Here is a 24,832-nt window from a genome sequence, read left to right as displayed (position 1 = left end):
TCAGCGGCCGACGGCCTTGCGGCGCACCGTGGCGAACAGCATCGCCGAGCCGAGGGCCAGCACCGCGGCCCCGCCGACCGCAAGGTACGCGGTGCCGCTGTCGCCGCCGGTCGCGGCGAGCTTCTCGCCGCCTGCGGAGCCGTTCGCCTCGGGGGCGTTGCTCCCGGGGGCGGGCGGCTCCGCCGCGAGCTTCTCGGCGTTCTGGGCGTTCTCGGCGGTCTTGTCGTCCGCGGGCTTCCCGGCGGGCTTCTCCGCCGGAGCCGGCGCCTCCTGCTTCCGCTCCTGGTTCTGCTCCTGCGGCGCGTGCTCACCGTGCTCGTCACCGCCGTGCCCGCCGTGCGACACCGTCGACTTGTCCGTGCCGGCCTCGATCTGCTCCTCGGTGGGAGCGGACGGGGCCGGCGCGGGCGCGCCCCCGCCGCCGTCCTCGCCGAAGACGACGTCGGAGCAGGTGTAGAAGGCCTCGGGGGAGTCCGAGCGCTGCCAGATCGAGTAGATCAGATGCCGGCCGGACTTCTTCGGCACGACGCCCTCGAAGACGTACTCGCCGTTCACCAGCTTGGGGTCGGCGACCGTGGCGAACGGCTTCTCCTCCAGATCCGACCACTTCAGCGGCTTCGTCGGGTCATAGCCGTCCTTGGTGATGTACAGCTCGAACCCGCCCCGGTGCGGGGCCGTCGCCTTGTAGCGGAAAGTGTGGCCGCCGGAGCCCAGCTTGGACGCAGGCCAGTCGGCGCGCGGCAGATCCAGTCCCTTGTACTTGTCGCGGCCCGCACTGCACAGCTTCCCGTCCGGGACGATCTGACGGTGCCTGCCCGCGGCGTCGCCGATGTTGACCTCGTTCCAGTCGTAGAAGGCCTGCGTCCCGCTGGCCGCGATCGCCGCCTTGCAGGCCGCCGACTGCGGGCTCTCCGGCCCCTCTGCGTAACAGGCGGAAACCCGGCTGACCGGATCCGTCATCGAGCCGTGCGCGGCGGCGGGAGCAGCGGACAGCCCCGCCAGCGCGAGCGGTACGACGCCGAGGACGGCGACCGGGGCGACCTTGCGGCGAACGGTCATGACGTGTTTCTCCTTCGAGCAGCGTGAGGGGACCCGGGGCGGTGCTCGCACAGACGGCGCGGCCCCCGTGGACTGCGGCGCCGTCCACTCGAACCTCGCCCCGGCGATCAGCAAACTAGCCGCCCGAAACCGCGAAATCGCCTGATGGGAGGGGGAGATGGCGATCCTTATGGTCGCGTTAAGGAACGGCTAAGAGGGGGCTCAGGACGACGCCCGCCGACGCCCGCCTGACCACTCCGTTCCGGCGGACTCCGTCCGCAGTCGTCCATGGGGAGCCGTCCCGTGTCCTCTGGGGACGGCTCCCCGTTCGACTCCCGACTGCCACCGCGTATCCCTTCGTTGTGAACGTCGCCGGGCACCTCGCCCATTCAGGCCGTCCACAAGCGCTCTGACTTGGCTGCTGTTGAGGCTCACCGACGGCATGAGACAGGACCGGTCAAGGCGATGACGCTCACTGCCCCTCGTGGCCGTGAGTAGGTGTGGGCCCGAATCCTGTGGACCGTGCGGCCGAATCGGTGGCATCGTCAGCGATCGTGACTGAGCACGGTTTCCTGGCGTTGGCGCCGCAATACACCACGACATCCGAGCTGCTCTCGACGGCGGCGCATCGGCGGGGGATGGAGGTAGAAGCGCTTCCCGCCCATGGTGGTGCGGGCACCGCCATGGAAAAGCGTGGTGGCCACTACTACGGCGGCCCTGCTTTCGCGGCGCGCATTGTGGATGCCCTTGAAGTCGCGCTCTTGGAGCCATCTGACGACTGGCTGGCCACACTGCCCTACGAGTACACCGGTCGGCACATCGCCATGGCGACCCTGGGCGAGGCGGGCCGTCTGTCCCGGCCAGCGTTCGTCAAGCCGCCGAGTGACAAAAGCTTCCCGGCCGCCGTCTACGCCAGCGGCAGTTGCCTCCCGACAGGGCCGGAGCTATCACCGGACGTGCCGGTACAGATCAGCGATGTGGTGACCTGGGCAGTGGAGTTCCGCCTGTACCTCCTGGACGGCGAGGTCCGCACGGGTTCACAGTACGCCACCTTCGGCCATCTCGAGGCCGAGCGGCTGGACGGGCACCGGTATGAAGACGCTGTCCTGGAGTTCGCGGACGATCTCCTGGCCACGAGCGGCGGTGGCCTGCCCAGCGCGGTGGTGGTGGACATCGGACTCCTTGCCACGCCTGAGCACGGCGCCGCCGACCAGTGGGCGGTGGTCGAGGCGAACATGGCGTGGTTCAGCAATTGCTACGCCGCAGACCCTGACCGGGTCCTGGACGTCGTCCTGCGCTCAGCCGGCCCGCGGACACAGATGGCCGAGCGAGACCGCCCGTTCTGCCAGAACATCGAGGGCGCTCACCTGGCTGGCTGAAATGCCGGTGTGATCACTGACAGCAACCGCGCCGCCCGACGATCGCTGCCAAGCGCCGTGCCGATCTGGTGACAACTACCGCGCTCCACTGCCCGGTCTCGCTGGAGGCGAGGCAGTCCTGCTCCATTCGAGGCGTCTGCCCTCGGCACCTCACATTGGCTGAGACACCGAAGGCGAGCGGCTCACCGCTGCGGGCGAATCTGCCCGTAGCAGTTCGGGTTGAACGAGACGATACGCACCGGTCGTCTCGCTCGGTCCGAGGCGTGCAGGTCAGGGAGCCGCTATGCCTCACCTTCAGCGAGACCGGACATCCACCTACGCAGATCCCGCAGGTCAGCACAGATCTTGGTGACGGTTATCGTGCTGCGGCACACCACAGGTGTTCGGCGGGGTCGCGGCATCGGTGACCTGGGCGGTCCAGGACCCGGGTTCCCGGGGCGGATCCCAGGTCACGTCGACGTCAGTGTCGTGGAAGTCGTGTGCGAGTCCCACCACCATGGCCGCCGCGGCGGCCTGTGCCTCGGCTGGGTCGGCGTTGACCGGCACGTCGGCGAGGCGTCCGCAGAACATCCCGCCTTCCACGGAGAGGACACTGTGACGCCAGCCTTCCGGCGTCGCGAGCAGGACGATGTCCTTCGGCATGCCGAAGGGAGGTCCCCACTTCTTCTCCCGCTTTCGCCTCACCATGAAGCCATCCAACCTCGTCGGCTTCCTGACGGTTCAGGCGGGTGGTGAGAGCGGACAGCGCAAGATCCTTGTAGTCGGACAGGGCAGCTCCCTCTCTGCGGACTGAACCGCTTCCCCGGGCGCCTCCTATGCGAGCAGATCGGTCAGCTTGCCCAGCCGCGCCATCAACTCCAGCTCGTCCAGCGCCTGCACGGCCTGCTCCGCGGCCTCCGGGTCGCGCTCCGCGAGACCGCTCGCCGCGAACTCGTCCTCGTCCAGCCGCAGCACGGTTGCGCCGTCGTGCGACACCCACAGATCCAGGTCCAGATCCTCCGCGGTCAGCTCACCGCCAGAGAACGCCACCGGGCGGTTCACATCGCAGTACCAGCCTTTCAGCATCCCGTCCCCGGTGCGGACCTCCTTCACCGAGTACCAGCGGTCCCGCCAGTAGTGCTCGGTGAAGACATCGCCCGGCTCGAAGCGTACGAACCCGAAGTCGCGGCCGCCCTCGCCCGCCCAGGGGGCCCGGACGGTGAGCCGTACGCCGTCGTCGGCCAGCAGTTCGGCCCCGTAACGGATTTTCGTACGGCCGGACTTGACCAGGCGTACCTCAACCGAGCGTGCGGACATGGCGGACCTCCGAGGCGCAGATCTGGTAGCCGAACCACTTGTTCACCGCCAGCATCGGGGCGTTGCCGGTGTCATTCCCGGTGAACGCGTCCGTGTACCCGGCGTCGCGGGCCCGGCGCAGCGAGTGGGTCTTGGCGAGCTTGGCGAACCCCCGGCCGCGGTGGGCCCGCAGCGTTCCCGTCATACCGGTCGCATAGCGGGTGCCGCCGTCGGTGTGGGCCGCGGTGAAGGCCGCGACCTCGCCGTCCACGAGGACGACCGTGGTCAGCTCGCGGTCCAGCAGCGGGTTGTGCCAGACGTCGGCCAGCCATGCCTCGTAGTCGCTCAGCGCCACGCCGATGTCGCCCGGCTCATCGGCCGTGACCTCGGCGTCCGCCCGGAAGAGCGGGCGCGGATCTGCCGCGAAGCCGGCGGCGGTCCGCAGCTCCACCCCCGGCGGCAGCCGTTCGGGCAGCTCGGGCAGCGGGGTGTGCACCAGGTCGAGGCGCTGGAAGAAGGAGGAGCGGGAGGGCCGGTAGCCGCGCTTCTCGGCGAAGGCCAGACTGCGCGGCTCGTCGGTGACCCAGGCGAAGACCTCCCGTGCGCCCTCGGCGGTGAGATGCTCCTCCGCGGTGCGCAGCAGCAGCCCGCCGGCCCCCGACCCCAGATGATCGGGGTGGGTCTGCGGATTGACGTACGCCTGTCCCAGCTCGGGGGCGTCGTGTGCGAGACCTGCGTACGCCTGGGCGATGATCTCCCCGTTCAGTTCGGCGACCAGCAGCCGCTGCCTCCTGTCGGGGTGGGCGCCCTCCACGCTGTGGAGGACGGACCGCGGGGTCGTCACCAAGAAGGGCACCGCGGCCCTTCTGATGCGGCAGACGGCCGTCGCATCCTCGGGCCGGAAGTCACGCACGATCACAGTCATGGACGTCGACGCTACGTGCCGTCTGCGGCGTGCCGCCTCTCATTTTCGGGTGTCCGACAAGCGCGCCGCCTGACGGAGGCCGACGGATTCACTGCTGTCGCCTCCGGACCCCGGGGCCGCTGCCGCGGGCCGCGCACGAGAACGTGCACGGAACAGGACCGCCATGACCACACACGCCGCTGAGGGAACGCGCAGCGAGCATGATCTCGGACGATGTCGCGAGGCCTGCCGCCGCACTCGCCACTCGAAACAGGACCTCGGTCTGCGAGGCGTCGAACGCCACGGTGAGCTCCGGCTGGGCGATGTTCAGCCCCGACACCGAGGCGATGACCGCCATGAGCGCGATGCAGACCCCGACCAGGACCGTACGCCGTTGCCGTGGGCCCTGGATGGTCGTCGGCTCGGGGGCTCCCGCGTCCGGGGAGCGGTTCGTGCTCACAGGGATTCCTTTCAAGAGGGCAAGGGGGATCGGCGCCGAAGCAGGGGCCCGGCGCTGTCGGACGGTGTGACTACCGGCGTCGGGTGGCGCGCACGACGACGTCATGGAGGGGGACGGTTCGGCCGCCGTGGCCGGTGAGCGTGCGGAGGTGCTCTTCGGCGGTGACGATCTCCCACTCCCCGGCGTCCATGCGCGCGGTGACGGCCGCGGAGGTGGCCGACGCCTCGGCGGGAGGGCGGCGTCCGTGGCCGGTGGACCCCGGGGTGTGCAGGTGTCCCACGATGAGCAGCGTGCCGCCGGGAGCTACCCATCCGGCGATGCGGTCGTAGAACTCCAGCTGAGGCATGGCCGGGTGGGCGTAGTGGGTCATGACCAGGTCGAAGGGTGCATCCGGGCGCCAGACGGCCAGGTCCGCCTCGACCCACCGCAATCGCTCGGGGGCCCCGCTCGTCGCCGCGCGCTCGGCCGCGTGTGCAAGGGCCCGGGGTGAGATGTCGGCCGCGGTGACATGCCAGCCGCGGGAGGCGAGCCAGATCGCCTCGGCGCCGCTGCCGCATCCCGCATCCAGCGCCGTGCCCGGTGCAAGGCCGCCGGTCTCACGAGCCAGGTACGGGTTCGGCGGGTTGCCGCCCAGGGACCCGGGCCCCCCGGCGCGCCCCTGTTGCCAGTGCCGCTCCCAGTAGTCCCTGTCGAATCCGTGTGTCACAGGACGCCCTCCTCGTTCGCGACGATCTTGTGCACCCCTCTGCGGGTGCGCTCCTCGGTGCGTCCTCACGGTGCGGACAGAGAAGGCAGAAGTGCAAACACTGTTGCCGAATGGCAAAATAGAAGAGTGGATGAAGCCATTGACCGCACCCTTGACGCCGTCGGGCCGAGGTTGAAACGCCTTCGGCTGCATCGAGACGTCACGCTCGCCGATCTCGCAGAGGAGACCGGCATCTCCACCAGCACCCTGTCCCGGCTCGAGGCGGGGCTGCGACGTCCCACGCTCGGCCAGCTGCTACCGCTCGCTCGCGCCCACGGGGTCACACTCGATGAACTCGTCGACGCGCCGCCGACCGGCGACCCCCGCGTCAATCTGCGTCCCGTCTCGTGCAGCGACGGCTCGGTCATCCTGCCGCTGACCCGTAAGCCCGGAGGGATCCAGGCCTACAAGTTCGTCCTCCCGACCGGAAGCGACGACGCCGAACCCGACCTGCGCACCCACGAGGGCTACGACTGGGTCTATGTCCTCAACGGAACGCTCCGCCTGGTGCTCGGCGAACACGACATCGTCCTCAAGCCCGGGGAGGCCGCGGAGTTCGACACACGCACCCCGCACTGGTTCGGGGCCACCGGAGCCGGTCCCGTGGAATACCTGAGCCTCATCGGGAAGCAGGGCGAGCGCGCGCATGTCCGCGCGGCGCCGAGGCATGGCTTCGCCGAGTGAGAGAGGTCCCGGGCGCCGGGGGCGCGGCCGGGGGAGAATCGGCGGATGACCTTGAAGATCGCCATCGCCGCGGACTCCTCCGCCGCCCCGTACGAACAGCTCCGCGCGCAGATCGCCGAGCAGGCCCGGTCAGGCGCGCTGCCCGTGGGCTACCGGATGCCGACGGTCCGCGGCCTCGCAGAGGAACTCGGTCTGGCCGCGAACACCGTCGCCAAGGCGTATCGCGTGCTGGAGTCCGACGGAGTGATCGAGACCCGCGGCCGTCACGGAACCTTCATCGCCGCGGCGGGTGACGCGGCGCAGCGTGAACTGGCAGCCGCGGCCAAGGCCTTCGCGGAACGCGCCCACCGTCTGGGCCGGCCTCATGACGCGGCCCTGGACGCGGCGCGTGACGCGCTCCGCGCGGTGTACGGCGAGTAGCCGGGACCTTTGGGGTCCTTCCTCTGCCGCCCCTTCCCGAACCTGGGCTCCGCCTTCGGCCCCGTACGGTCTTCGGCCGTGCCCTCAAGCCTCAAGCGCCGGACGGGCTGCTTTCCCAGCCCCGGTGCTTCAAGCGCCGGGGGGCCGAGGCGAAAGCCCCGGTTGGGGGACGACCCCTGGAAACCGCCCGGACGCCGTCAGAGATACAGCCCCGCGTCCGCCGTCGTGTTCTGCGCGGGGACGGACGCGGGCGACGTGCCCCGCCGCAGCGCGAAAAGCTCCGCCAGGGTCGCCCCCTCGCGGTCCACGCCCTCCTCCGTGCCCAGCCAGTTCACCGCCTCCGTGCGGGTCAGCGCGCCCACCTCGATGCGCGCCAGGCACCGGCCGGGCCGTACCACCGCCGGGTGGAGGCGTTCCAGGTCCTCGTTGGTGGTGACCCCCACCAGCACATTGCGGCCCTGCCCCAGCAGACCGTCCGTGAGGTTGAGCAGCCGGGACAGCGCCTGGCCCGCGGTGTGCCGGGCCTCGCCGCGGATCAGTTCATCGCAGTCCTCCAGGAGCAGCAGCCGCCAGCGGCCCCGCGCCGTGCCCTCGTCCTCGCCGATGGCGATGTCCATCAGATAGCCGACGTCGTTGAAGAGCCGCTCCGGGTCCAGCACACAGTCCACCTGGCACCAGTCGCGCCAGGAGCGGGCCAGCGTGCGCAGCGCGGTGGTCTTGCCGGTGCCCGGCGGGCCGTGGAGCAGCAGCAGCCGTCCCGAGATGTCGTCCGGCGTCATCTTCATCAGCCGGTCCATCGCGTCTGCCACCGGCGCGGTGTAGTTGGGCCTGACGTCGTCCCAGGCCCCGGCGGTGATCTGCCGGGTGGTCCGGTGCGGGCCCCGGCGCGGCGAGACGTACCAGAACCCCATGGTCACGTTCTCCGGCTGCGGCTCGGGTTCGTCGTGCGCCCCGTCCGTGGCCTGCCCCAGCACCTTCTCGGCCAGTTCGGAGGTGACGGCGGTGACGCTGACGTCCGCGCCCCTGTTCCACCGGGACACCAGCAGCGTCCAGCCGTCCCCTTCGGCGAGCACGGCGCTGCGGTCGTCGTCGCGCGCGGTGCGCAGCACGGACGCGGACGGCGGCAGCAGGGTGGCGCCCGGCTTGACGCGGTCGATCGTGGAGCTGTGCGAGTACGGCTGCTCGCCCGTCGCGAACCGGCCGAGGAACAGCGCGTCGACGACATCGGACGGTGAATCGCTGTCGTCGACGTTGAGCCGGATCGGCAGAGCGTCATGAGGCTTGGCAGGCATGCGCCCATGATCCGGCACCGCGCCGCCGCGCGCACGGGCTTTTGCCCGGCGATGCCCCATCCCGCGCCGGTGCGCCCCCGTGCATCAGTCAGCCGTCCCTGATGCCCTTCCGGACTCGGTGAGCAGTGTGTACGCCCGGCGGGTACGCCGCACGACCGCGTACCCCTTGGTGAGGGCGCGGTCCTTCGCGAAGGCGCGGGCCACACCCAGGGGTCCGGAGTCGAGCATGCGGCCGAACTCCGCGATGCTCGTGGAGCGGCGCACGGTGAGCCGTTCCAGGGCGTACGGCCCCTGTCGGGGCCGGGCCAGGGCATTGCCCACCGCGAGGGACTGGGCGAAGCCCGCCGCCCGGACCGCATGGCGCACCCGGCGGCTGGAGTAGCCGTACGGGTAGGCGAAGGACGTCGGACGGACCCCCAACTCCCTGGCGATCAGGTCCCGGCAGCGCACGGTCTCGTACCACAGCAGCGCGTCGTCGAGCTGGTCGAGCTGGGGATGGGTGTGGGTGTGGCCGCCGATCTCCATGCCCGCGGCGGCCAGCTCCCGCACCTGGCTCCAGTCGAGCATGGTGTCGAGCGCACCGCCCTCGTCGTACGGGCCGCGCAGCCAGCCCGTCGAGACGAACACGGTCGAGACGAAGCCGTGCTCGGCGAGGACGGGGAGGGCGTGCCGGTGCACGCCCTCGTAGCCGTCGTCGAAGGTGATCAGCACGGGCCGCCGCGGCAGCGGCGGGCCGCCGGGCCGCCAGGCGTCGCCCAGCTGCCCCGTGGTCAGCGCGGTGAAGCCGCGCTCGGCGAGCAGCCGCGTCTGTTCCGCGAAGGCGGAGGGGGACACGGACAGGCCGTAGGCGGCGTCGGACGGCTCCTGCCCCACCGCGTGGTACATGAGGACGGGGACGGTCGGGCTGGTCACCCCGGTGCGCCTTCCTGGATCGGTTGCGGGGGTCCGGCCGTCTCCGCCGCGGACGGCTCCGGCCGGCGGATCGGTCCGGACGAGAAGGTCACGGCTCCTCTGCGGGCCCGGACGCTGCCCACTGCATAGCCGCCGGCCGCCGCGGCCACCCCCGCGACGATGGCGCCTGCCCGGCCCGCGCCGCCCGCGCGGCCCAGCAGGGCGTCGCGCACTCCGCGGACGACACCGGCCGGCAGCACCCGGGTGGTGTACCGGCGTTCGGACGCCAGTCCTCTGCCGGCCCCGACGCTGCGGGCCACCAGGGCCTTGGAGAGCCCTTCGGCGTAGGCGCGGGTGCGGAAGTAGCCGAACCTCTCACGGGCGCGCGGCACCTTGTGGTGGATCACCGCACGGTCGTCGATCAGCAGGACCGCGCCGGGCAGTGCGGAGGCGAGCCGGATGCACAGCTCGGTCTCCTCACACCCCAGCGGTCTGCGGTCGCCGTCGCGTCCGATTCCGGTGGCGAAGCCGCCCGAAGCGTCGAACGCGCTGCGCCGGAAGGAGGCGTTCCCGCCCAGCACATTGCGCACCCGCACCCGGCCGGGCGGCAGCCCCCGGTAGGTGCAGCCGACGATCCAGTCGAACTCCTCCGGGAACCAGGCCGGTCTGCGGCCGGAGGCCCAGGCGGGCAGCGTGCGCCCGCCGACCGCCACGACCCGCTCGTCGTCGTAGGCTTCCGCGAAGCGGCGCAGCCAGTCCCGTTCGGCGACGGCGTCGTCGTCGAGGAAGGCGACGAACTCGCCGCGGGCGGCGGCGATTCCGGTGTTGCGGCCGGAGGAGAGGCCGCGGGGGCCCGCGTTGGCGAGCACCCGCACCTCCTCACCTTCCGCCCGGCGGCGGCCCCCCTCGCCCTGCCGCTGCTCCGGGGACTCCTCGAACTTCTCGCGGAGCCGGGTGAGCAGGGCAGGGTTGTGGTCGACCACCAGCAGGGTCTCCAACGGCGGCAGCGACTGGCCGCGCACCGAGCCGACGGCCGCCAGGATGTCCTCCCAGCGGTCCTCGGTGTAGACGCAGACCACCACCGAGAACCGCCGGTCGTGAGGGTTGTCGTCCGAGTGGGGCTGGCTCAAGAGAGCTCTCCCCGGGCCGATTGGACGCTCTTGACGTTCAGAGTGACGGCCGGCCTGCGGCGCGCCGCTCTGCGGACACCCTTCTCCTTCGTGATCACCTTCAGTACGCGCAGCCCGTCGCGTACGGCTCTGAGGTTGCTGACGCCGTGGATGCGCAGGTACTCGTGGCTGGGCACCTCCTGGACCCGCAGCCCCGCCTTGACGACGCGGATGTTCATCAGGGTCTCGATCTCGAAGCCGGTGCAGTCGAGGCTGATGCTGTCCAGGCAGTGCCGCCAGAAGGCGTTGTACCCGTAGCACAGGTCGGTGTAGCGGGCCCCGAACTTGGCGTTGACGGCGGCGCACAGGATGCGGTTGCCGAGCTTGCGGATCGGGGTCATGTCGTCCGTGCCGCCGCCGTTGGCGAAGCGCGAGCCCTTGGCGAAGTCCGCGCCGGAGACCAGGGCGGAGACATACGAGACGATCTCCTCGCCGTTGGCCGAGCCATCGGCGTCGACCATGACGATGATGTCGCCCGTGCAGGCCGCGAACCCGCTGATGAGCGCATCGCCCTTGCCCTTGCCGACCTGCTGGACGACTTTGACGTCCGGCCGCAGCTCGCGGGCCACCTCGACCGTGTCGTCGGTGGAATTTCCGTCCACCAGTACGACTTCATGAATCCAGTCCGGCAGCGTCTTGAACACATGCGGAAGATTCTCCGCCTCGTTCATCGCAGGAATCACCACGCTCACCGGCGGGGCGATCGCCAGATGCGAGGAGATCGGTCGATAGTTATCGACTATTCGTGCGGATTGGCTCGCCGACTGCTGTTCGGCTGCTGCGGGACGCAGCGCTGAGCTCATACGTCTTTCTCCCTCTCCACCGGTGGACCGCCCACCCCCGGGCGGCCCGGATGAGTTTCCGGTTTGAAAGGGGGGTTGTTCTCCTCCGTCCATGACGAGGCAAGCCTCGTGGAGAACGGTTGAGCAGACATGACCGGCCGTTGTGCGACTGGCCCCGCTGAATCGGGCGAAACGATTTCGGGCATGGAGAATCGACGCTCGAATCGACGGGTGAAAGCCGCTGACGGCACCCCCCTACCGCACCCCCAGTCGGTCCAACGCGACGCCTAAGCCCTCCCCTTGAGCCGCCTTGCAAGTTGGACCGTTGCGGGTCGGTGTATGACGATATTGATGTTTAAGACTGTATGGCAAGACCTAGACGGAAGCCTCGCTCTTTTACTTTTCTGATACCGAATTAGGTATCGAATCCGGAACGGACTGATCGAATTCGCTTGGCTCCCTGTCGGAAGCGATCAGTCGACTCGAGATCGGCCGACCATTCGACTCCGCATCGCGGACGCGCCGCCGCGCCGCCGCCGCGAGCGGGGTCAGAGCGGTGAGCGCGGCGACGGCGACCACTGCCTGGCCGGCCGTCAGGAGCTCTTCGACGACGACCGCGTGGCCGGCCGCGAGATCGATGAGGAGCGCGCCGGCGCTGGCCGTCGCTGCGCGGGTCGCCGCGTCCAGCCGCCGCGGCAGCGCCGCGGCGAGCCCGCAGGCGGGCCCTGCGAACAGAGAGAAGAGAACGAAGGGGGCGCGCAGTGGCGAGTGCGCCTCCATGAGAGCCAGCGTGATGCCGACCCCCGAGACCGCAGCCGCCGCCCCCGCAAGCACCGGCAGGAGGTCCGTCCCGACCGCCGATGGCTTGTCACTGACCGTCTGCATGACCGACTTTGCCCCCCAAGGCGTCGGATGCCCGAACCTCAATGCTGCTGAGTCGGCGACGCTCCGTCAAGGAGCCTTCGTATGAACGAAGGACGGCCGAAGGGGGGATCTCCCGAACTTCTTGGCATGGACACTTCCGGTCGGCGGGGGCGGCTGCTACGACGGTGAAGCAGAGATCCTGCAAAAGGGAGGTTCCATGAAACTGTCCCGAGCCGCGGCACTCTCGTCCTCGCTCCTCCTCTCCGCCGTCCTCGCCCTCACGGGAGCGGGCGCTGCGCAGGCCGACTCCACCACGCAGGCGGTGGACTACGCAGCCCTCGGCGACTCGTACTCCTCCGGACTCGGCGCCGGCAGCTACGACAGCTCCAGCGGCGGCTGCAAGCGCAGCACCCGCGCCTACCCCCGGCTCTGGGCCGACGCGAACGCGCCGTCGTCCTTCGCCTTCACCGCCTGTGCGGGCGCCCGCACAGATGATGTGACAGCCAGCCAGCTCGGCCCGGTGAACTCCGGCACCGATCTCGTCTCCATCACCGTCGGCGGCAACGACGCCGGCTTCGCGGACGTCATGACCACCTGCGTCCTGCAGTCCGACTCCGCCTGCCTCAACCGCATCGACGAGGCGAAGGCATACGTCGACACCACCCTGCCGGGCAAACTCGACGCGGTGTACGCGGCGATCAGCGCCAAGGCGCCGTCCGCCCGCGTGGTCGTCCTGGGCTACCCGCGCTTCTACAAGCTGGGCGGCAGCTGCTCGCTCGGCCTGAGCGAGCGCAAACGGGCCGCCATCAACGACGCGGCGGACCACCTCAACGCCGCGACGGCCAAGCGTGCAGCCGACCACGGCTTTGACTTCGCGGATGTCGTGCCGGGGTTCACCGGGCATGAGATCTGCTCGGGGGCGTCGTGGCTGCACAGCCTGAACTGGTTCAACATCAGCGAGTCGTACCATCCGACGGCTGCGGGGCAGTCGGGTGGGTATCTGCCGGTGTTCAGGTCACACGCGTAGGCCCCCGGCAGCCGAGTGTGTCTTCCCCCGCCCTCCCTCTGCGCCCCGGGTGCGTGGGGGCCGGAGGGGCTGAACTCCAGCCCCTCCGGCGTTCGAGGAGCGGGGCCCGGGGGTGGAGCCCCCGTGACCGGGCGTGGGACGGAGCCCCGGTCCGGGAGGGGGCGGGGGAGCACCCCGTCACTCGCCCCCCGCCGCAGGGCTCCCGCCATCCGCGGAGTAGGAGGGCTCACCCGTCGGCGTCTCCTTCTGTTCGCAGGCGACCCAGAAGCCGACCCAGGCCGAACGTGCCCGCACGGGACTGCGGACCTCCACGGCGATTCGGTCCCGGTGCGTCTCGCCCTGGCGGTGGGTCAGCTCGGTGTGGTTGACATACTGCCGCTTCGGCCCGCCCTCGGCGAACACAAGTGACTTCCAGGGCGTCGGCCGCCCCATGCCGGTGCTCGTGCCGCTGTCGGTCACCCAGCGGTACTCGACCTCCGCCGGGGTGCGGCCCACCGTGATGGTCGCCTGGAAGTGCGGGGCCTGCTCCCGGGGCGGCGGGCACGGGCCGGTGTAGTCGGCCCGCACGGCGGCCGCGTGGACGTCGACGGACTGGGCCGGCATATCCGTCGTGCCGCCGTGGCCGTTCTCCCCGTTCCCTCCGTTGCCCCCGCCTCCACCGTTCCCGTCGCCGTCGCCGTCGCCGTTTCCGTACGACGTGCCGCCGTCGGCGCCCGCGCCCCCGCCCGGGGCGGTCTCACCGGAGCCTGCGCCGCCCGTGCCGTCCGTGCTGTCAGTGCCGTTCGCGCCGTTGGTGCTCTGCGAGGCGGGCGGGAGAGAACTGCCGCCCTCGCTCGCCGTCCCGCCCTCGTCCTTGCCGTCACCCGCGCTCAGCAGCGCCCAGGCCGTGCCGCCGATCACCAGCAGCAGCACGGCCGCCGCGGCCGCGAGCGCCCGCGTCGCACGCCGCGAGCGGTCGGGGGCCGCAGCCCCGGCCGCTGTGGTCGCCGCGCCCACCGTCACCGGATCGGGCAGCGAGGCCGCCGCAGGCCCAGTGCCCGAGGCCGCCACCGTCGGGCTGTACGACGCTCCGGGCCCCGGCGGCGTCGCGGGAGTCGGCGGCGACTCCGTACGCGCGGAGCCGCCTGCTCCCACCTCCCGCAGCCGCCGCTCCGCCTCCTCGGCGGGCATCCGCTCCGCCGGGTCCTTGCGCAGCAGCCCCACGAGGACCGGCGTCAGCTCGCCCGCCCACCGCGGCGGCGGCAGCTCCTGCTCCACCACCGCCCGCAGGGTGCCCAGGAGCGTGTTCTGCCGGAACGGGGAACTGCCCTCGACCGCCGCGTACAGCAGCACCCCGAGCGACCACAGATCGGACTCCGGCCCCGGCTCCCGGCCCAGCGCCCGCTCCGGGGCGAGGAACTCAGGAGAGCCGACCAGCTCGCCCGTCATCGTCAGCTGGGTGCTCCCCTCCACCGTCGCGATCCCGAAGTCGGTGAGCACCACCCGGCCGTCGTTGGCGATGAGGACATTGCCCGGCTTCACATCGCGGTGCAGCACCCCTGCCGCGTGCGCGGCCCGCAGCGCGGCCAGCACCTCCGCGCCGATGTGCGCCGCCCGCCGAGGCGGCAGCGGCCCCTCCGCCTCCAGCACGTCGCTCAGGGCGAGACCGCGCACCAGTTCCATCACGATCCAGGGCCGGCCGTCCTGCATCGCCACGTCGTGCACGGTCACCACATTGCGGTGCGAGACACGTGCCGCCGCCCAGGCCTCCCGCTCCAGCCGTGCGTACAGCCGCCGCTCGTCCACCGCGCCCAGCGCCGCCGGCGCGCGGACCTCCTTCACCGCGATCTCGCGGCCGAGGAGTTCATCACGGGCGCGCCACACCACGCCCATCCCGCCCTCGCCCAGCGGGCCGAGCAGCCGGTAGCGCCCTGCGATCAGACGCCCCGCACCGCCCGCCCCCGCGTCCCCCTGCCCATTCCCCGGCACATCGCTCATGGCGAGCCCCCCATCCGCAGCTAAGCGGCATCACGGTGGAAACCACTCCAAGTTAGCTCAACTCGGCTCTGTTGCCGCCCCCTTGGGAGGGTGCCCGCCGAACAGGTGTCAACATTCCTACCCGAACGGGGAATCCGCCTACCGGGATACACGAGTGCCACGACGGGGCGATAGGCTTAATCTGCCCGGGCCGGGCCCTCGTACGGGTGGGGAGTGACATGGAACAGATAACGGTGCGCAGCAGGCCTCGTGTGCCTGCCATCACATGCGGCGGAAACGCGACCAGTTCGCGTCTCGACCGCCATCTATCAGTGCTCGGGGGCCCCGCCGTGCCGCCGCGTGAGGCGGCGGAGGCGACGTCGCTGATGCGGGAGCTGACTTCTCGTGAGGCGGTTCACGTCGGCAGGAACAAGAGCGCGAGGGTCTCGCTCTTCGCACCGCTGCGCAGACTGCGCCGTTCCCTCTTCGGCAGCCGCGGCTAGAGAGGCCGCTCCCCGCACGTCGTACACCGGACCCCGGACGCCGCTCTCCCAGGGCTTCCCGGGTCTCTCCAGGGCCCTCGGCCCAGGCCCAGGCATCAGGCGACCACTCCGGCCCGGCGCAGCTCCGCCGACTCCTCGTCCGTCACCCCCAGGGACGTCAGCAGTGCATCGGTGTGCTCGCCGAGCGCGGGCACTGCGCCCATCCGAGGCTGCGCCCCGCCCGGCAGCGTGATCGGCGGCAACAGCGCGCGCAGCGGTCCGGCGGGTGTGTCCACCGGACGCCAGCGGTCACGCGCCGCGAGCTGCGGATGCGCGGCCACGTCCAGCACCGAGTTGAGCCGTGCGCAGGCGATTCCAGCGGCCTCCAACCGGTCCAGGGCCTCCCGCGTGGTCAGCCGCGCCAGTGCCTCGCCCACCGCGGCGTCGGTCTTGGCGCGGCGGGCGGTACGGGCGGTGTTCACGGCGAAGGCAGGGTCGTCGGCCAGCTCCGGGCGGTCCAGCACCTGTTCGGCCAGGCGTCGCCACTCGCGGTCGTTCTGCACCGAGAGCAGCACCTGCCCGCCGTCCGCCGTCGCATAGGCGTCATACGGTGCGATGACCGCGTGCGCCAGGCCGGTGCGCGCCGGGGGCTCGCCCCCGTGCATCCCGTAGTGCAGGGGATGCCCCATCCACTCGGCCAGCGACTCCAGCATGGAGATCTCCACGGGACCGCCGCGGCCCGTCACCCCGCGCCGCAGCAGGGCCGCCAGCACTCCGGAGAACGCATACATCGCCGCCGCGACGTCGGCCGCCGGAATGCCTGCCTTGACCGGCTGGTCCTCGGTCCCGGTCACCGACACCAGCCCCGCCTCGCACTGGACGAGCATGTCGTAGGCCCGTTTGTGGGCATACGGGCCCTCGGGGCCGTACCCGGAGATGTCCACGGCGACCAGCCGCGGGTGCCGGGCGCACAGGGAGGCCGCATCCAGTCCGAGCCGGGCGGCCGCGCCCTGCGCCAGATTCTGTACGAACACATCGGCGTCCGCGGTGAGGCGTCGTACGAGCGCCAGTCCACGCGGGTCCTTGAGGTCGACGGCGAGGGACTCCTTCCCGCGGTTGCACCAGACGAAGTGCGAGGCCAGCCCCTGGGCGGCGGTGTCGTAGCCGCGCGCGAAGTCGCCGCCGTCCGGCCGCTCGACCTTGATGACACGCGCGCCGAGGTCGGCGAGCTGGCGGGTGGCAAAGGGCGCGGAGACGGCCTGCTCGACCGCGACGACGGTGACGCCCTCCAAGGGCAGCGGCTGTTCCGGCTCACTCGGCTGATGGCGCATACCGCTGTCTATCGTGTACGGCACATGTTTGTCACCGGGCCGGCCGGTTCACAGCAGCGCGAACTGGCCCTCCGGGCCCTCCTCCGGGTGGTCCAGCACCGAGGCCGGGCGCCGGGCCGCGGGCGGCGGGGCGAGGACGGCGGCGAGCGCGGTACGGGACAGCGGTTCGGCGGTGCACCGCTCGCCCAGCTCGCGCTGCTCGTCCCGCAGCAGGGCCAGCATCGTCAGCACCGTGATCAGCTCCAGCAGCTCCGAGGTGCGCGCCTGCGTCCAGGAGGCGGAGCCGACCGCTTCCAGCGTGCCCGGCTCCGGGGCGGCGGCCGTACGGGCTTCGAACCACTGCTCCAGAACGCGTGCACCGCCGGACTCGAAGGTCCACGCGGCCTCCGCGACCGGAGAGACACGGCCGCGTGTGCCGACGGCGAGCGTCTCCTCGCCCGGGTAGTACGCCAGCGAGTCCGGCCGGTCCTCGATCGCTGTGCGCACATAGGGGCGTCGGCCGCCGGGAAGGCGGGGGCGCTCGCCGCCGGGTGCGCCGCGGAGCAGAACACGGGTCATCCGCCGGCCGAGCTCCACCCCCCGGCGCCAGACGGCGGGGTCGGCGGGCAGCGGCACCGCGCAGCCCGCGGGTGTGGCGCGGGCGGCCGCGAGCGCCCAGGCCGCGAGATCCGCGGCGGTGACCTCGCCGCCGTACCGCCGGGAGAGCAGCTCCAGCAGTCCGGGCGTGACATTGGGCTCCAGGGCGCCGGGACGGCGGTAGAGCGGCCGGATGCGGCCCGGGCGGCCCGCGGGCGAGCGGCCGTCCGGCAGCCGGGCGGTGGCCACGAGGGCCGGGCCCCGGCCCCGGGGCGCATATCCCTGTTCGACCAGGAACACCTGACGGGCGTCGGAGACCCGCCACAGCTCGGGGCGGGCGACGTCGATCAGCCGGTGGTCCGGTATCAGCCACTGCTCGTCGAAGGCGCCGTGCAGCACCCGCACCGGCTCCGGACAGCTTCCGTCCTCCCGGGCCAGCCGCACGGTCCCGGCGGACTGGCCGGGGAGCTGGGCGACCGAGGTGTGGGCCGTGCGGGCGCGCGTGGGGCGCAGCAGCCGCTCACGCTCCGGGCCCTCGGCCGCGAGCAGCGCCTTCCAGCGTGCCGTGAGCGCGGCGGCGTCCGGACTCATCACCCAGCTCCGGCCGAGCCGCAGCGGCGGCACGGACCAGGGCATGAGGTCGTCGAGCAGCGGCAGGTCTTCCGTCATCAGCCCGACATGCTAATGGGCCCGCACGACGGCGGGGAGGTCAGTCGGAGGCGTCCACGGTCACCGAGAAGGAGAACCGGTCGCCCCGATAGCGAATGCGGGCCACATCCACCACACGGCCCCGGTCGTCATAGGTGACGCCGGTGTAGTGGAGGATCGGGCTCAGCAGCGGCACGTCCAGCAGCTCCGCGGTCGGCGGGTCCGCGAGCCGCGCCTCCACCGTGTCCGTGATCCGACTGATCGGCACGCCCACCGCGTCCCGCAGCACCTTGGTCATCGGCCAGCGCTCCAGATCCGCCACGTCGATGCCGGCGGCCGCGTCCGGACGGACGGCGTTCTCCGCCCAGTTGGTCGGCTCGCCGCTCTCCCCGTCGCAGCGCAGCCGCTTGAAGGTCACCACTTCGGCAAGGTCGGGGAAGTAGTCGGCCAGTTCGCCGGGCACCGGCGTCGGGCCGTGGCCGAGGACCGTCGTCCGCTCGCCGGACTGCTGGGCCACGATCGCGTCGATCGAGCCCAGCAGCCGGCGCGGGGCGCTGCGCCGGGCGCCCGGTTCGATGAAGGTGCCGCGCCGCCGGTGCCTGCTGATCAGCCCCTCCTGCTCCAGCTCCTTGAGAGCCTGGCGCATGGTCAGCACGCTCACGCCGTAGTGGGCGGCGAGCTGTTCCTCGGTGGGCAGCCGCAGGGAGGAGTCCGGCGACCGCCCCAGTATCGAGGCGCGCAGCGACTGCGAGACCTGATACCAGAGCGGCAGCTTGCGGTTCAGGACCAGCGAGTCGGGGGCAAAGGCGGTCACGGCCACTCCGTACGTACGACTTAGGACACGACGACGACTGCGGACGCCGTCCGGCGGCGACCCGGGTTCGTCGACCGCCGTCGGTCCGGTTACGACCGGAAGTGTCGCTCAAGACCCTGCCATACGTCGTCGTACCCCTGTTGCAGATGGTGCGCGGTCGCCGCCTGCCGGGTGGCGGTCAGCGGCCAGCGGGTCTCGAACATGAAGGCAAGGCCGTCGTCGATCTTCTGCGGCTTCAGCTCGGCGGCGCTGGCCCGGTCGAAGGTGTCCCGGTCCGGGCCGTGCGCCGACATCATGTTGTGGAGCGAGCCGCCGCCGGGCACGAAGCCTTCCGCTTTCGCGTCGTACGCGCCCTCGATCAGGCCCATGTACTCGCTCATCACATTGCGGTGGAAGTACGGCGGGCGGAAGGTGTCCTCGCCGACCAGCCAGCGCGGGGCGAAGACCACGAAATCGACCCCTGCCAGGCCCGGGGTGTCGGACGGCGAGGTGAGCACCGTGAAGATCGACGGGTCGGGGTGGTCGTAGCTGATGGATCCGATCACATTGAAGCGGCGCAGATCGTAGACGTACGGCACATGGGTGCCGTGCCAGGCGACGACGTCGAGGGGGGAGTGGTCGTACACGGCCGACCACAGGTTGCCGCAGAACTTGTTGACGACCTCCACCGGCCGCTCCACATCCTCGTAGGCGGCGGTCGGCGCGCGGAAGTCCCGGGCGTTGGCCAGGCCGTTGGCGCCGATCGGGCCGAGGTCGGGCAGCTCGAACGGGCGGCCGTAGTTCTCGCAGACATAGCCGCGGCCGCTCTCGTCCAGCAGCTCGACGCGGAAGCGCACCCCGCGCGGGATCAGCGCCACCTCGCCGGGGCGGGCGGCGAGCAGTCCCAGCTCGGTGCAGAGGAGCAGCCCGCCGTGCTCCGGCACGATCAGCAGCTCGCCGTCCGAGTCGCTGAACACCCGGTCGGCCATGGGGGCATTGGCGTGGTACAGGTGCACGGCCATCCCCGTGCGCTGCGTCGTGTCGCCGTTTCCGCCCAGCGTCCACAGCCCGGCCAGCCAGTCGGTGCCGGGCGCGGGCTCGGGCAGGGGGTTCCAGCGCAGCCGGTTGGGATCGGGGACCGTCTCGGTGAACGGCGCGCTTCGCACCGCGCCGTTGTCGATGCGGGTGAACGGCGGATGCGCGGCCGAGGGGCGGATGCGGTACAGCCAGGAACGGCGGTTGTGCGCCCTGGGCTCGGTGAAGGCGGTGCCGCTGAGCTGCTCCGCGTACAGGCCGAGGGGGGCGCGCTGGGGGGAGTTGCGGCCCTGCGGCAGTGCGCCCGGGACCGCTTCCGAGCTGTGCTCATTGCCGAAGCCGAAGGAGTACGACCCGTCGGTCAGCCCCTCGGCGGTCTTCCGCGCCTGCTCGATGCCGCTGCTCATCGCACGCTCCTGGTGCTCAAGGAATCCTATGTACAACCGTAGGATTGCTGGGTCGCCGCGTCAACGGCATACGTGAACGGTGTCGGCGGCATCGGTGAAGGCCCGCCGCACGGCGGCGACCGGACGGCATGATGGAGCGCGTGTCCCCTGTGGAACCGCATGCTCATCTCCGCCGCGTGCCCGTACAGCAGCGCAGCGCCGACCGGCTGGCCCGGATCCTGGACGCCTGCGCCGAACTGCTGGACGAGTGCGGATACGAGGAGCTGACCACACGTGCGGTGGCGGAGCGGGCGGGTGTGCCGATCGGCTCCGTCTACCGCTTCTTCGGCAACAAGCGTGCCCTGGTCGATGCGCTGGCCCTGCGGAATCTGGACGCGTACGCCGAGCGGATCACCGGCCGCCTCCGCGGGGTGCGGCCGGGCGACTGGCGGGGCGCACTGGACGTCGTGCTGGACGAGTACCTGGCGATGAAGCGGACCGTGGCCGGCTTCGCGCTGGTCGACTTCGGCGTCCAGATTCCGGTCGGAGCGCCCCCGGACGGTGCGAACCACCAGGTCGCCGACCTGCTGCTGGAGCTGCTCTCCGGCCATCTGAGGCGGGCCGCCGACCCCGGGCTGCGCCGGGTGATGCTGGTCTCCGTGGAGACGGCGGACGCGCTGCTGCAGCTCGCCTTCCGGGTCAGCCCCACGGGGGACGAGGGCGTCATCAGGGAGACGAGGGAACTGCTGCGGGCGTATCTGGCCCGGATTCTCGACTGATTCCCATGGGTGCGGCTGCTCCCGCGGTTGCGGCTGCTCCCGGCTGGGGCCGCTGCTTCCCGAGGGGACGGGCGTGCTCTTGTCGGGCGCGCCGCAGGGGTTCCCGCACCTACGTACCGGTCGGTATGGTGGGCGGCACCCGTGCGTCTCGCTGCCGCCGCCCCTGGAGGAGCCATGTCCCGCACCCCCGCCGCCCGCACCGCGCTGCGCATCTGCCCCCTGTGCGAGGCGACGTGCGGGCTCAGCCTCACCGTCGAGGACGGTCGCGTCACCGGGGCGCGCGGAGACCGGGACGACATCTTCAGCCGGGGATTCATCTGCCCCAAGGGGGCGTCGTTCGGGGAGCTCGACGCCGACCCCGACCGGCTCCGCACCCCCCTCGTGCGCACCGGTGGACGGCTGCGCGAGGCGAGCTGGGCCGAGGCGTTCGACACGATCGCCGCCCGGCTCCCGCCCCTCGTCGCCGAGCACGGCCCGGACTGTGTCGCCGTCGTCCTCGGCAACCCCAACGTCCACACCATGGCCGGGGCGCTCTACCCGCCGGTCCTGCTCTCCCTGCTGCGCACCCGCAGCCTCTTCACCGCGAGCACCCTGGACCAGATGCCCAAGCATGTGTCCAGCGGTCTCCTCTTCGGCTCCGCCGCTGCCATCCCCGTCCCCGACCTGGACCGCACCGGGCATCTGCTGCTCCTCGGCGCCAACCCCGTCGAGTCCAACGGCAGCCTGTGCACCGCGCCCGACTTCCCCGGCAAGCTCAAAGCCCTCCGCAAACGCGGCGGCACCCTCACCGTCGTCGACCCGCGCCGCACCCGCACCGCGCGGCTCGCCACCCGCCATCTCCCCATCCGGCCCGGCGCCGACGCCCTGCTCCTCGCCGGCATCGCCCATGTCCTGTTCGAGGAGAAGCTCACCCGCCTCGGCGCCCTCGAAGAACATGTCGAAGGAGTGGACGGGCTCCGCGAGGCCCTGCGTGACTTCACGCCCGACGCCGTCGCCCCCGCATGCGACGTCGACGCCGAGGACATCCGCTCCCTCGCCCGCGAACTGGCGGCCGCGCCCTCCGCCGCCGTCTACGGACGCATCGGCAGCTGCACCGTGGAACACGGCACGCTCGCCAGCTGGCTGGTGGACGTCCTCAATGTGCTCACCGGCAACCTCGACCGCCCCGGCGGCGCGCTCTTCCCCCTCGCCGCCACGGACCGCGCGCCCCGCCCGCCCGGACCGGGCAAGGGCTTCGCGCTCGGCCGCTGGGCGAGCAGGGTCGGCGGCCACCCCGAAGCCAAGAGCGAACTGCCCATGGCCGCTCTCGCCGAGGAGATCGACACTCCCGGCGCCGGGCGGATTCGCTCCGTGCTCGCGGTGGCCGCCAACCCGGTGCTCTCCGCCCCCGACGGCGACCGCCTCGACCGTGCCCTGGCCGGGATCGACTTCATGGTCAGCGTCGATCCGTACCTCAACGAGACCTCACGCCACGCGCATGTCGTCCTGCCTCCGCCGCCGCCCTCCCAGAGCGCTCACTTCGACTTCGCCTTCAACGCCTTCGCCGTCCGCAACCAGGTGCGCTACACCCGCGCCCCCGTGCCGCTCGAGCCCGGGCGGATGGACGAATGCGAGATCCACGCCCGGCTCGTCCTCGCCGTGTGCGGGATGCACGGCCAGGATCCCTCCGGGGTCGACGACATGGTCATCGCCAGGACCCTGGGCAAGGCGGTCGGCGACCCCGGCTCGCCCGTTCACGGCCAGGACCCCGACGAGGTCGCGGCCCGACTCACCGGCCGCACCGGGCCCGAGCGGCGGCTCGACATGATGCTGCGTCTCGGGCCGTACGACCTCACCCTCCAGCGCCTGCTGGAGCGGCCCCACGGCATCGACCTCGGCCCGCTGCGGCCCCGCCTGCCCGAGGTGCTCAGGACCCGCAGCGGCCGGATCGAGCTGCTGCCCGCCCCGATCGCCGCCGACCTGCCGCGGCTGCGGAGCGCACTGGCCGGGGGGGCCTCCGGGACCGTCCTGGTCGGCCGCCGCCATCTGCGCTCCAACAACAGCTGGATGCACAATGTGGCCTCGCTGAACGGCGGGTCCAACCGCTGCACGCTCCATGTCCACCCGGCGGACGCGCAGCGGCTCGGCCTCCGCGACGGCGAACCGGCCCGGATCGCTGCGGACGGCGGAGAGGTGACCGCCCCGGTGGAGATCACGGACGCGGTGCGGCCCGGAGTGGTGAGCCTGCCCCACGGCTGGGGTCACGACCGGCCCGGCACCCGGATGGGCGTGGCCGCGGCGCGTCCCGGGGTCAACGTCAACCAGCTCCTCGACGGCTCCCGGCTGGACCCGCTGTCCGGCACCGCCGTGCTCAACGGCTTCCCCGTCGAGATCACGCCTGCCTGAGCCGGGGGCGCCCCCGGTGGAGAGGCGAACACACGCGCCAGAAAACTAACGGTGTTAGTTTGACGGTGCGGCCCGATGCGCCCGTACGATGCGGGCGCATCGTTTCGGTCGGCCCAGAAGCTTCGGAGGGAACGCGATGAAGGTGCACGACGGCATGTACATCGACGGCCGGTGGACGCCCGCGGCGGGACCGGAGTCCATCGCCGTGGTGAACCCCGCGGACGAGCAGGTCATCGCCCGGGTGCCGGCAGGCGACGCCGGGGACGTCGACGCCGCAGTGCGCGCCGCCCGCGCCGCCTTCCCCGCCTGGGCCGCCACTCCGCCCGCCGAGCGCGCGGCGAAGCTCACCGCGCTGCGCGATGCACTGGCCGCCCGCAAGGACGAGATCGCCGAGACCGTGACCGCCGAACTGGGGTCGCCGCTCGCGTTCTCCCAGAGGGTCCACGCAGGGCTGCCGCTGCTGGTCGCCGGCTCCTACGCGGAGCTCGCCGCCTCGTACCGCTTCGAGGAGACCATCGGCAACTCCACGGTGCTCATGGAGCCGGTCGGCGTGGTCGCGGCCATCACGCCGTGGAACTTTCCGCTGCACCAGATCGTCGCCAAGGTGGCCCCCGCGCTGGCCGCGGGCTGCACCGTCGTCCTCAAGCCGGCGGAGGACACCCCGCTCACCGCCCGGCTCTTCGCCGAGGCGGTCCATGAGGCCGGCCTGCCCGCCGGGGTGTTCAACCTGGTCACCGGGCTGGGGCCGGTCGCCGGCCAGGCGCTGGCCGCCCATGACGACGTCGATCTGGTCTCCTTCACCGGCTCCACCGCCGTCGGCCGGCAGATCGGCGCGACGGCGGGCGGCGCCGTCAAGCGCGTGGCCCTGGAGCTGGGCGGCAAGTCCGCCAACGTCATCCTGCCCAGCGCCGATCTGGAGAAGGCCGTCAAGGCCGGCGTCGCCGACGTCATGGCCAACTCCGGCCAGAAGTGCAGCGCCTGGACCCGGATGCTGGTCCACAAGGACCGCTACGAGGAGGCCGTCGCCCTCGCCGCCGCCGCGATCGCCGCGTATGTGCCAGGCGAGCGGATCGGCCCGCTGGTCAACGCCGAGCAGCAGCAGCGGGTGCTCGCCTACATCCGGAAGGGAATCGCCGAGGGCGCACGGCTGGTCGCCGGGGGCCCCGAGGCCCCGCTTGAGACCGGCTACTACGTCAGCCCGACCCTGTTCGCCGATGTCACACCCGAGATGACCATCGCACAGGAGGAGATCTTTGGCCCCGTCCTCGCGATGATCGAGTACGCGGACGAGGACGAGGCCGTACGCATCGCCAACGGCACCGTCTACGGGCTCGGGGGCGGCGTCTGGGCGGGGGAGGAGGCAGAGGCCGTCGCCTTCGCCCGACGGATGGACGCAGGCCAGATCGACATCAACGGCGGCCGGTTCAACCCGCTCGCCCCCTTCGGCGGCTACAAGCAGTCCGGGGTCGGCCGCGAACTGGGCCCGCACGGGCTCGCCGAATACCTCCAGACCAAGTCCCTCCAGCACTGA

Annotated in this window: 24 protein-coding genes; 8 read left to right on the top strand and 16 right to left on the bottom strand. The window is 71.7% G+C overall.

Annotation, left to right across the window (positions count from 1 at the left end):
- Positions 1-1,059, bottom strand: coding sequence for a lytic polysaccharide monooxygenase (locus QCN29_RS22415; protein WP_279930326.1), 1,059 nt, complete (start codon positions 1,057-1,059; stop codon positions 1-3).
- A gap of 530 nt (positions 1,060-1,589) precedes the next feature.
- Between QCN29_RS22415 and QCN29_RS22410 the strand changes: the two genes are divergently transcribed.
- Complete coding sequence (locus tag QCN29_RS22410; RefSeq protein ID WP_279930351.1) at positions 1,590-2,417, top strand: ATP-grasp domain-containing protein; 828 nt, start codon at positions 1,590-1,592, stop codon at positions 2,415-2,417.
- A gap of 333 nt (positions 2,418-2,750) precedes the next feature.
- Here QCN29_RS22410 and QCN29_RS22405 read toward each other — a convergent pair whose 3' ends face one another.
- The 5 genes from QCN29_RS22405 to QCN29_RS22385 all read right to left on the bottom strand — a co-directional run bounded on the left by QCN29_RS22405 (position 2,751) and on the right by QCN29_RS22385 (position 5,762).
- Complete coding sequence (locus QCN29_RS22405; protein WP_279930324.1) at positions 2,751-3,104, bottom strand: hypothetical protein; 354 nt, start codon at positions 3,102-3,104, stop codon at positions 2,751-2,753.
- Positions 3,105-3,230: 126 nt separating this feature from the next.
- On the bottom strand, positions 3,231-3,713 hold the full coding sequence (locus QCN29_RS22400; RefSeq protein WP_279930323.1) for a DUF402 domain-containing protein: 483 nt from the start codon (positions 3,711-3,713) through the stop codon (positions 3,231-3,233).
- Positions 3,694-4,617 (bottom strand): GNAT family N-acetyltransferase, encoded by a 924-nt coding sequence (locus tag QCN29_RS22395; RefSeq protein WP_279930321.1) that lies wholly within the window; start codon positions 4,615-4,617, stop codon positions 3,694-3,696. Before QCN29_RS22395 ends, QCN29_RS22400 begins: the two co-directional genes overlap by 20 nt.
- Before the next feature lie 88 nt (positions 4,618-4,705).
- Complete coding sequence (locus tag QCN29_RS36895; protein ID WP_318036733.1) at positions 4,706-5,056, bottom strand: hypothetical protein; 351 nt, start codon at positions 5,054-5,056, stop codon at positions 4,706-4,708.
- Positions 5,057-5,126: 70 nt separating this feature from the next.
- The gene (locus QCN29_RS22385; RefSeq protein WP_279930319.1) at positions 5,127-5,762 is read right to left on the bottom strand and encodes a class I SAM-dependent methyltransferase; all 636 of its coding nucleotides are present in this window, start codon (positions 5,760-5,762) and stop codon (positions 5,127-5,129) included.
- Between the two features lie 126 nt (positions 5,763-5,888).
- On the opposite strand from QCN29_RS22385, the gene QCN29_RS22380 reads away from it, so the two are divergent.
- Both QCN29_RS22380 and QCN29_RS22375 read left to right on the top strand, forming a co-directional pair.
- A complete protein-coding gene (locus tag QCN29_RS22380; protein WP_240136526.1) occupies positions 5,889-6,485 on the top strand; it encodes a helix-turn-helix domain-containing protein in 597 nt (198 codons plus the stop codon).
- Between the two features lie 45 nt (positions 6,486-6,530).
- Complete coding sequence (locus tag QCN29_RS22375; RefSeq protein WP_279930317.1) at positions 6,531-6,905, top strand: GntR family transcriptional regulator; 375 nt, start codon at positions 6,531-6,533, stop codon at positions 6,903-6,905.
- Positions 6,906-7,102: 197 nt separating this feature from the next.
- Here the strand turns inward: QCN29_RS22375 and QCN29_RS22370 are convergent, their stop codons facing one another.
- The 5 genes from QCN29_RS22370 to QCN29_RS22350 all read right to left on the bottom strand — a co-directional run bounded on the left by QCN29_RS22370 (position 7,103) and on the right by QCN29_RS22350 (position 11,924).
- A complete protein-coding gene (locus QCN29_RS22370) occupies positions 7,103-8,197 on the bottom strand; it encodes a DUF5925 domain-containing protein (RefSeq protein ID WP_279930314.1) in 1,095 nt (364 codons plus the stop codon).
- Between the two features lie 84 nt (positions 8,198-8,281).
- A complete protein-coding gene (locus tag QCN29_RS22365) occupies positions 8,282-9,082 on the bottom strand; it encodes a polysaccharide deacetylase family protein (RefSeq protein ID WP_398859707.1) in 801 nt (266 codons plus the stop codon).
- A gap of 23 nt (positions 9,083-9,105) precedes the next feature.
- Positions 9,106-10,218 carry a glycosyltransferase family 2 protein gene (locus QCN29_RS22360; RefSeq protein ID WP_279930309.1) on the bottom strand — a complete coding sequence of 371 codons (1,113 nt, stop codon included), beginning with the start codon at positions 10,216-10,218 and terminating at the stop codon, positions 9,106-9,108.
- A complete protein-coding gene (locus tag QCN29_RS22355) occupies positions 10,215-11,060 on the bottom strand; it encodes a glycosyltransferase family 2 protein (protein WP_279930307.1) in 846 nt (281 codons plus the stop codon). Before QCN29_RS22355 ends, QCN29_RS22360 begins: the two co-directional genes overlap by 4 nt.
- Before the next feature lie 375 nt (positions 11,061-11,435).
- A complete protein-coding gene (locus QCN29_RS22350; RefSeq protein ID WP_279930305.1) occupies positions 11,436-11,924 on the bottom strand; it encodes a hypothetical protein in 489 nt (162 codons plus the stop codon).
- A 196-nt stretch (positions 11,925-12,120) separates the two neighbouring features.
- On the opposite strand from QCN29_RS22350, the gene QCN29_RS22345 reads away from it, so the two are divergent.
- Entirely contained in the window at positions 12,121-12,930 is an 810-nt protein-coding gene (locus QCN29_RS22345) for an SGNH/GDSL hydrolase family protein (RefSeq protein ID WP_279930302.1), read from the top strand.
- 177 nt (positions 12,931-13,107) lie between these two features.
- On the opposite strand, the gene QCN29_RS22340 is transcribed toward QCN29_RS22345, so the two are convergent.
- The gene (locus tag QCN29_RS22340) at positions 13,108-14,907 is read right to left on the bottom strand and encodes a serine/threonine-protein kinase (RefSeq protein ID WP_279930300.1); all 1,800 of its coding nucleotides are present in this window, start codon (positions 14,905-14,907) and stop codon (positions 13,108-13,110) included.
- Between the two features lie 218 nt (positions 14,908-15,125).
- On the opposite strand from QCN29_RS22340, the gene QCN29_RS22335 reads away from it, so the two are divergent.
- Entirely contained in the window at positions 15,126-15,389 is a 264-nt protein-coding gene (locus tag QCN29_RS22335; protein WP_240136535.1) for a hypothetical protein, read from the top strand.
- 95 nt (positions 15,390-15,484) lie between these two features.
- On the opposite strand, the gene QCN29_RS22330 is transcribed toward QCN29_RS22335, so the two are convergent.
- From QCN29_RS22330 to hmgA, 4 genes are all read right to left on the bottom strand, one after another.
- Complete coding sequence (locus tag QCN29_RS22330) at positions 15,485-16,699, bottom strand: CaiB/BaiF CoA transferase family protein (RefSeq protein WP_240136536.1); 1,215 nt, start codon at positions 16,697-16,699, stop codon at positions 15,485-15,487.
- A 48-nt stretch (positions 16,700-16,747) separates the two neighbouring features.
- Positions 16,748-17,944 (bottom strand): type ISP restriction/modification enzyme, encoded by a 1,197-nt coding sequence (locus QCN29_RS22325; RefSeq protein WP_279930296.1) that lies wholly within the window; start codon positions 17,942-17,944, stop codon positions 16,748-16,750.
- A gap of 40 nt (positions 17,945-17,984) precedes the next feature.
- The gene (locus QCN29_RS22320) at positions 17,985-18,737 is read right to left on the bottom strand and encodes a GntR family transcriptional regulator (RefSeq protein ID WP_240136538.1); all 753 of its coding nucleotides are present in this window, start codon (positions 18,735-18,737) and stop codon (positions 17,985-17,987) included.
- An 89-nt stretch (positions 18,738-18,826) separates the two neighbouring features.
- The gene (gene hmgA, locus QCN29_RS22315) at positions 18,827-20,158 is read right to left on the bottom strand and encodes a homogentisate 1,2-dioxygenase (RefSeq protein ID WP_279930295.1); all 1,332 of its coding nucleotides are present in this window, start codon (positions 20,156-20,158) and stop codon (positions 18,827-18,829) included.
- 131 nt (positions 20,159-20,289) lie between these two features.
- Here hmgA and QCN29_RS22310 point away from each other — a divergent pair, with 131 nt between their 5' ends.
- The 3 genes from QCN29_RS22310 to QCN29_RS22300 all read left to right on the top strand — a co-directional run bounded on the left by QCN29_RS22310 (position 20,290) and on the right by QCN29_RS22300 (position 24,832).
- On the top strand, positions 20,290-20,916 hold the full coding sequence (locus QCN29_RS22310; protein WP_279930349.1) for a TetR/AcrR family transcriptional regulator: 627 nt from the start codon (positions 20,290-20,292) through the stop codon (positions 20,914-20,916).
- A 174-nt stretch (positions 20,917-21,090) separates the two neighbouring features.
- Positions 21,091-23,301: a molybdopterin oxidoreductase family protein gene (locus QCN29_RS22305; protein ID WP_279930294.1), complete on the top strand. Its 2,211-nt coding sequence runs from the start codon at positions 21,091-21,093 to the stop codon at positions 23,299-23,301.
- A 136-nt stretch (positions 23,302-23,437) separates the two neighbouring features.
- Entirely contained in the window at positions 23,438-24,832 is a 1,395-nt protein-coding gene (locus QCN29_RS22300) for an aldehyde dehydrogenase family protein (RefSeq protein ID WP_279930293.1), read from the top strand.

Source organism: Streptomyces chengmaiensis (assembly GCF_029846775.1).
In the GTDB taxonomy this organism is placed as follows: domain Bacteria; phylum Actinomycetota; class Actinomycetes; order Streptomycetales; family Streptomycetaceae; genus Streptomyces; species Streptomyces chengmaiensis.
This window is presented reverse-complemented; position numbering and strand designations above follow the sequence as displayed.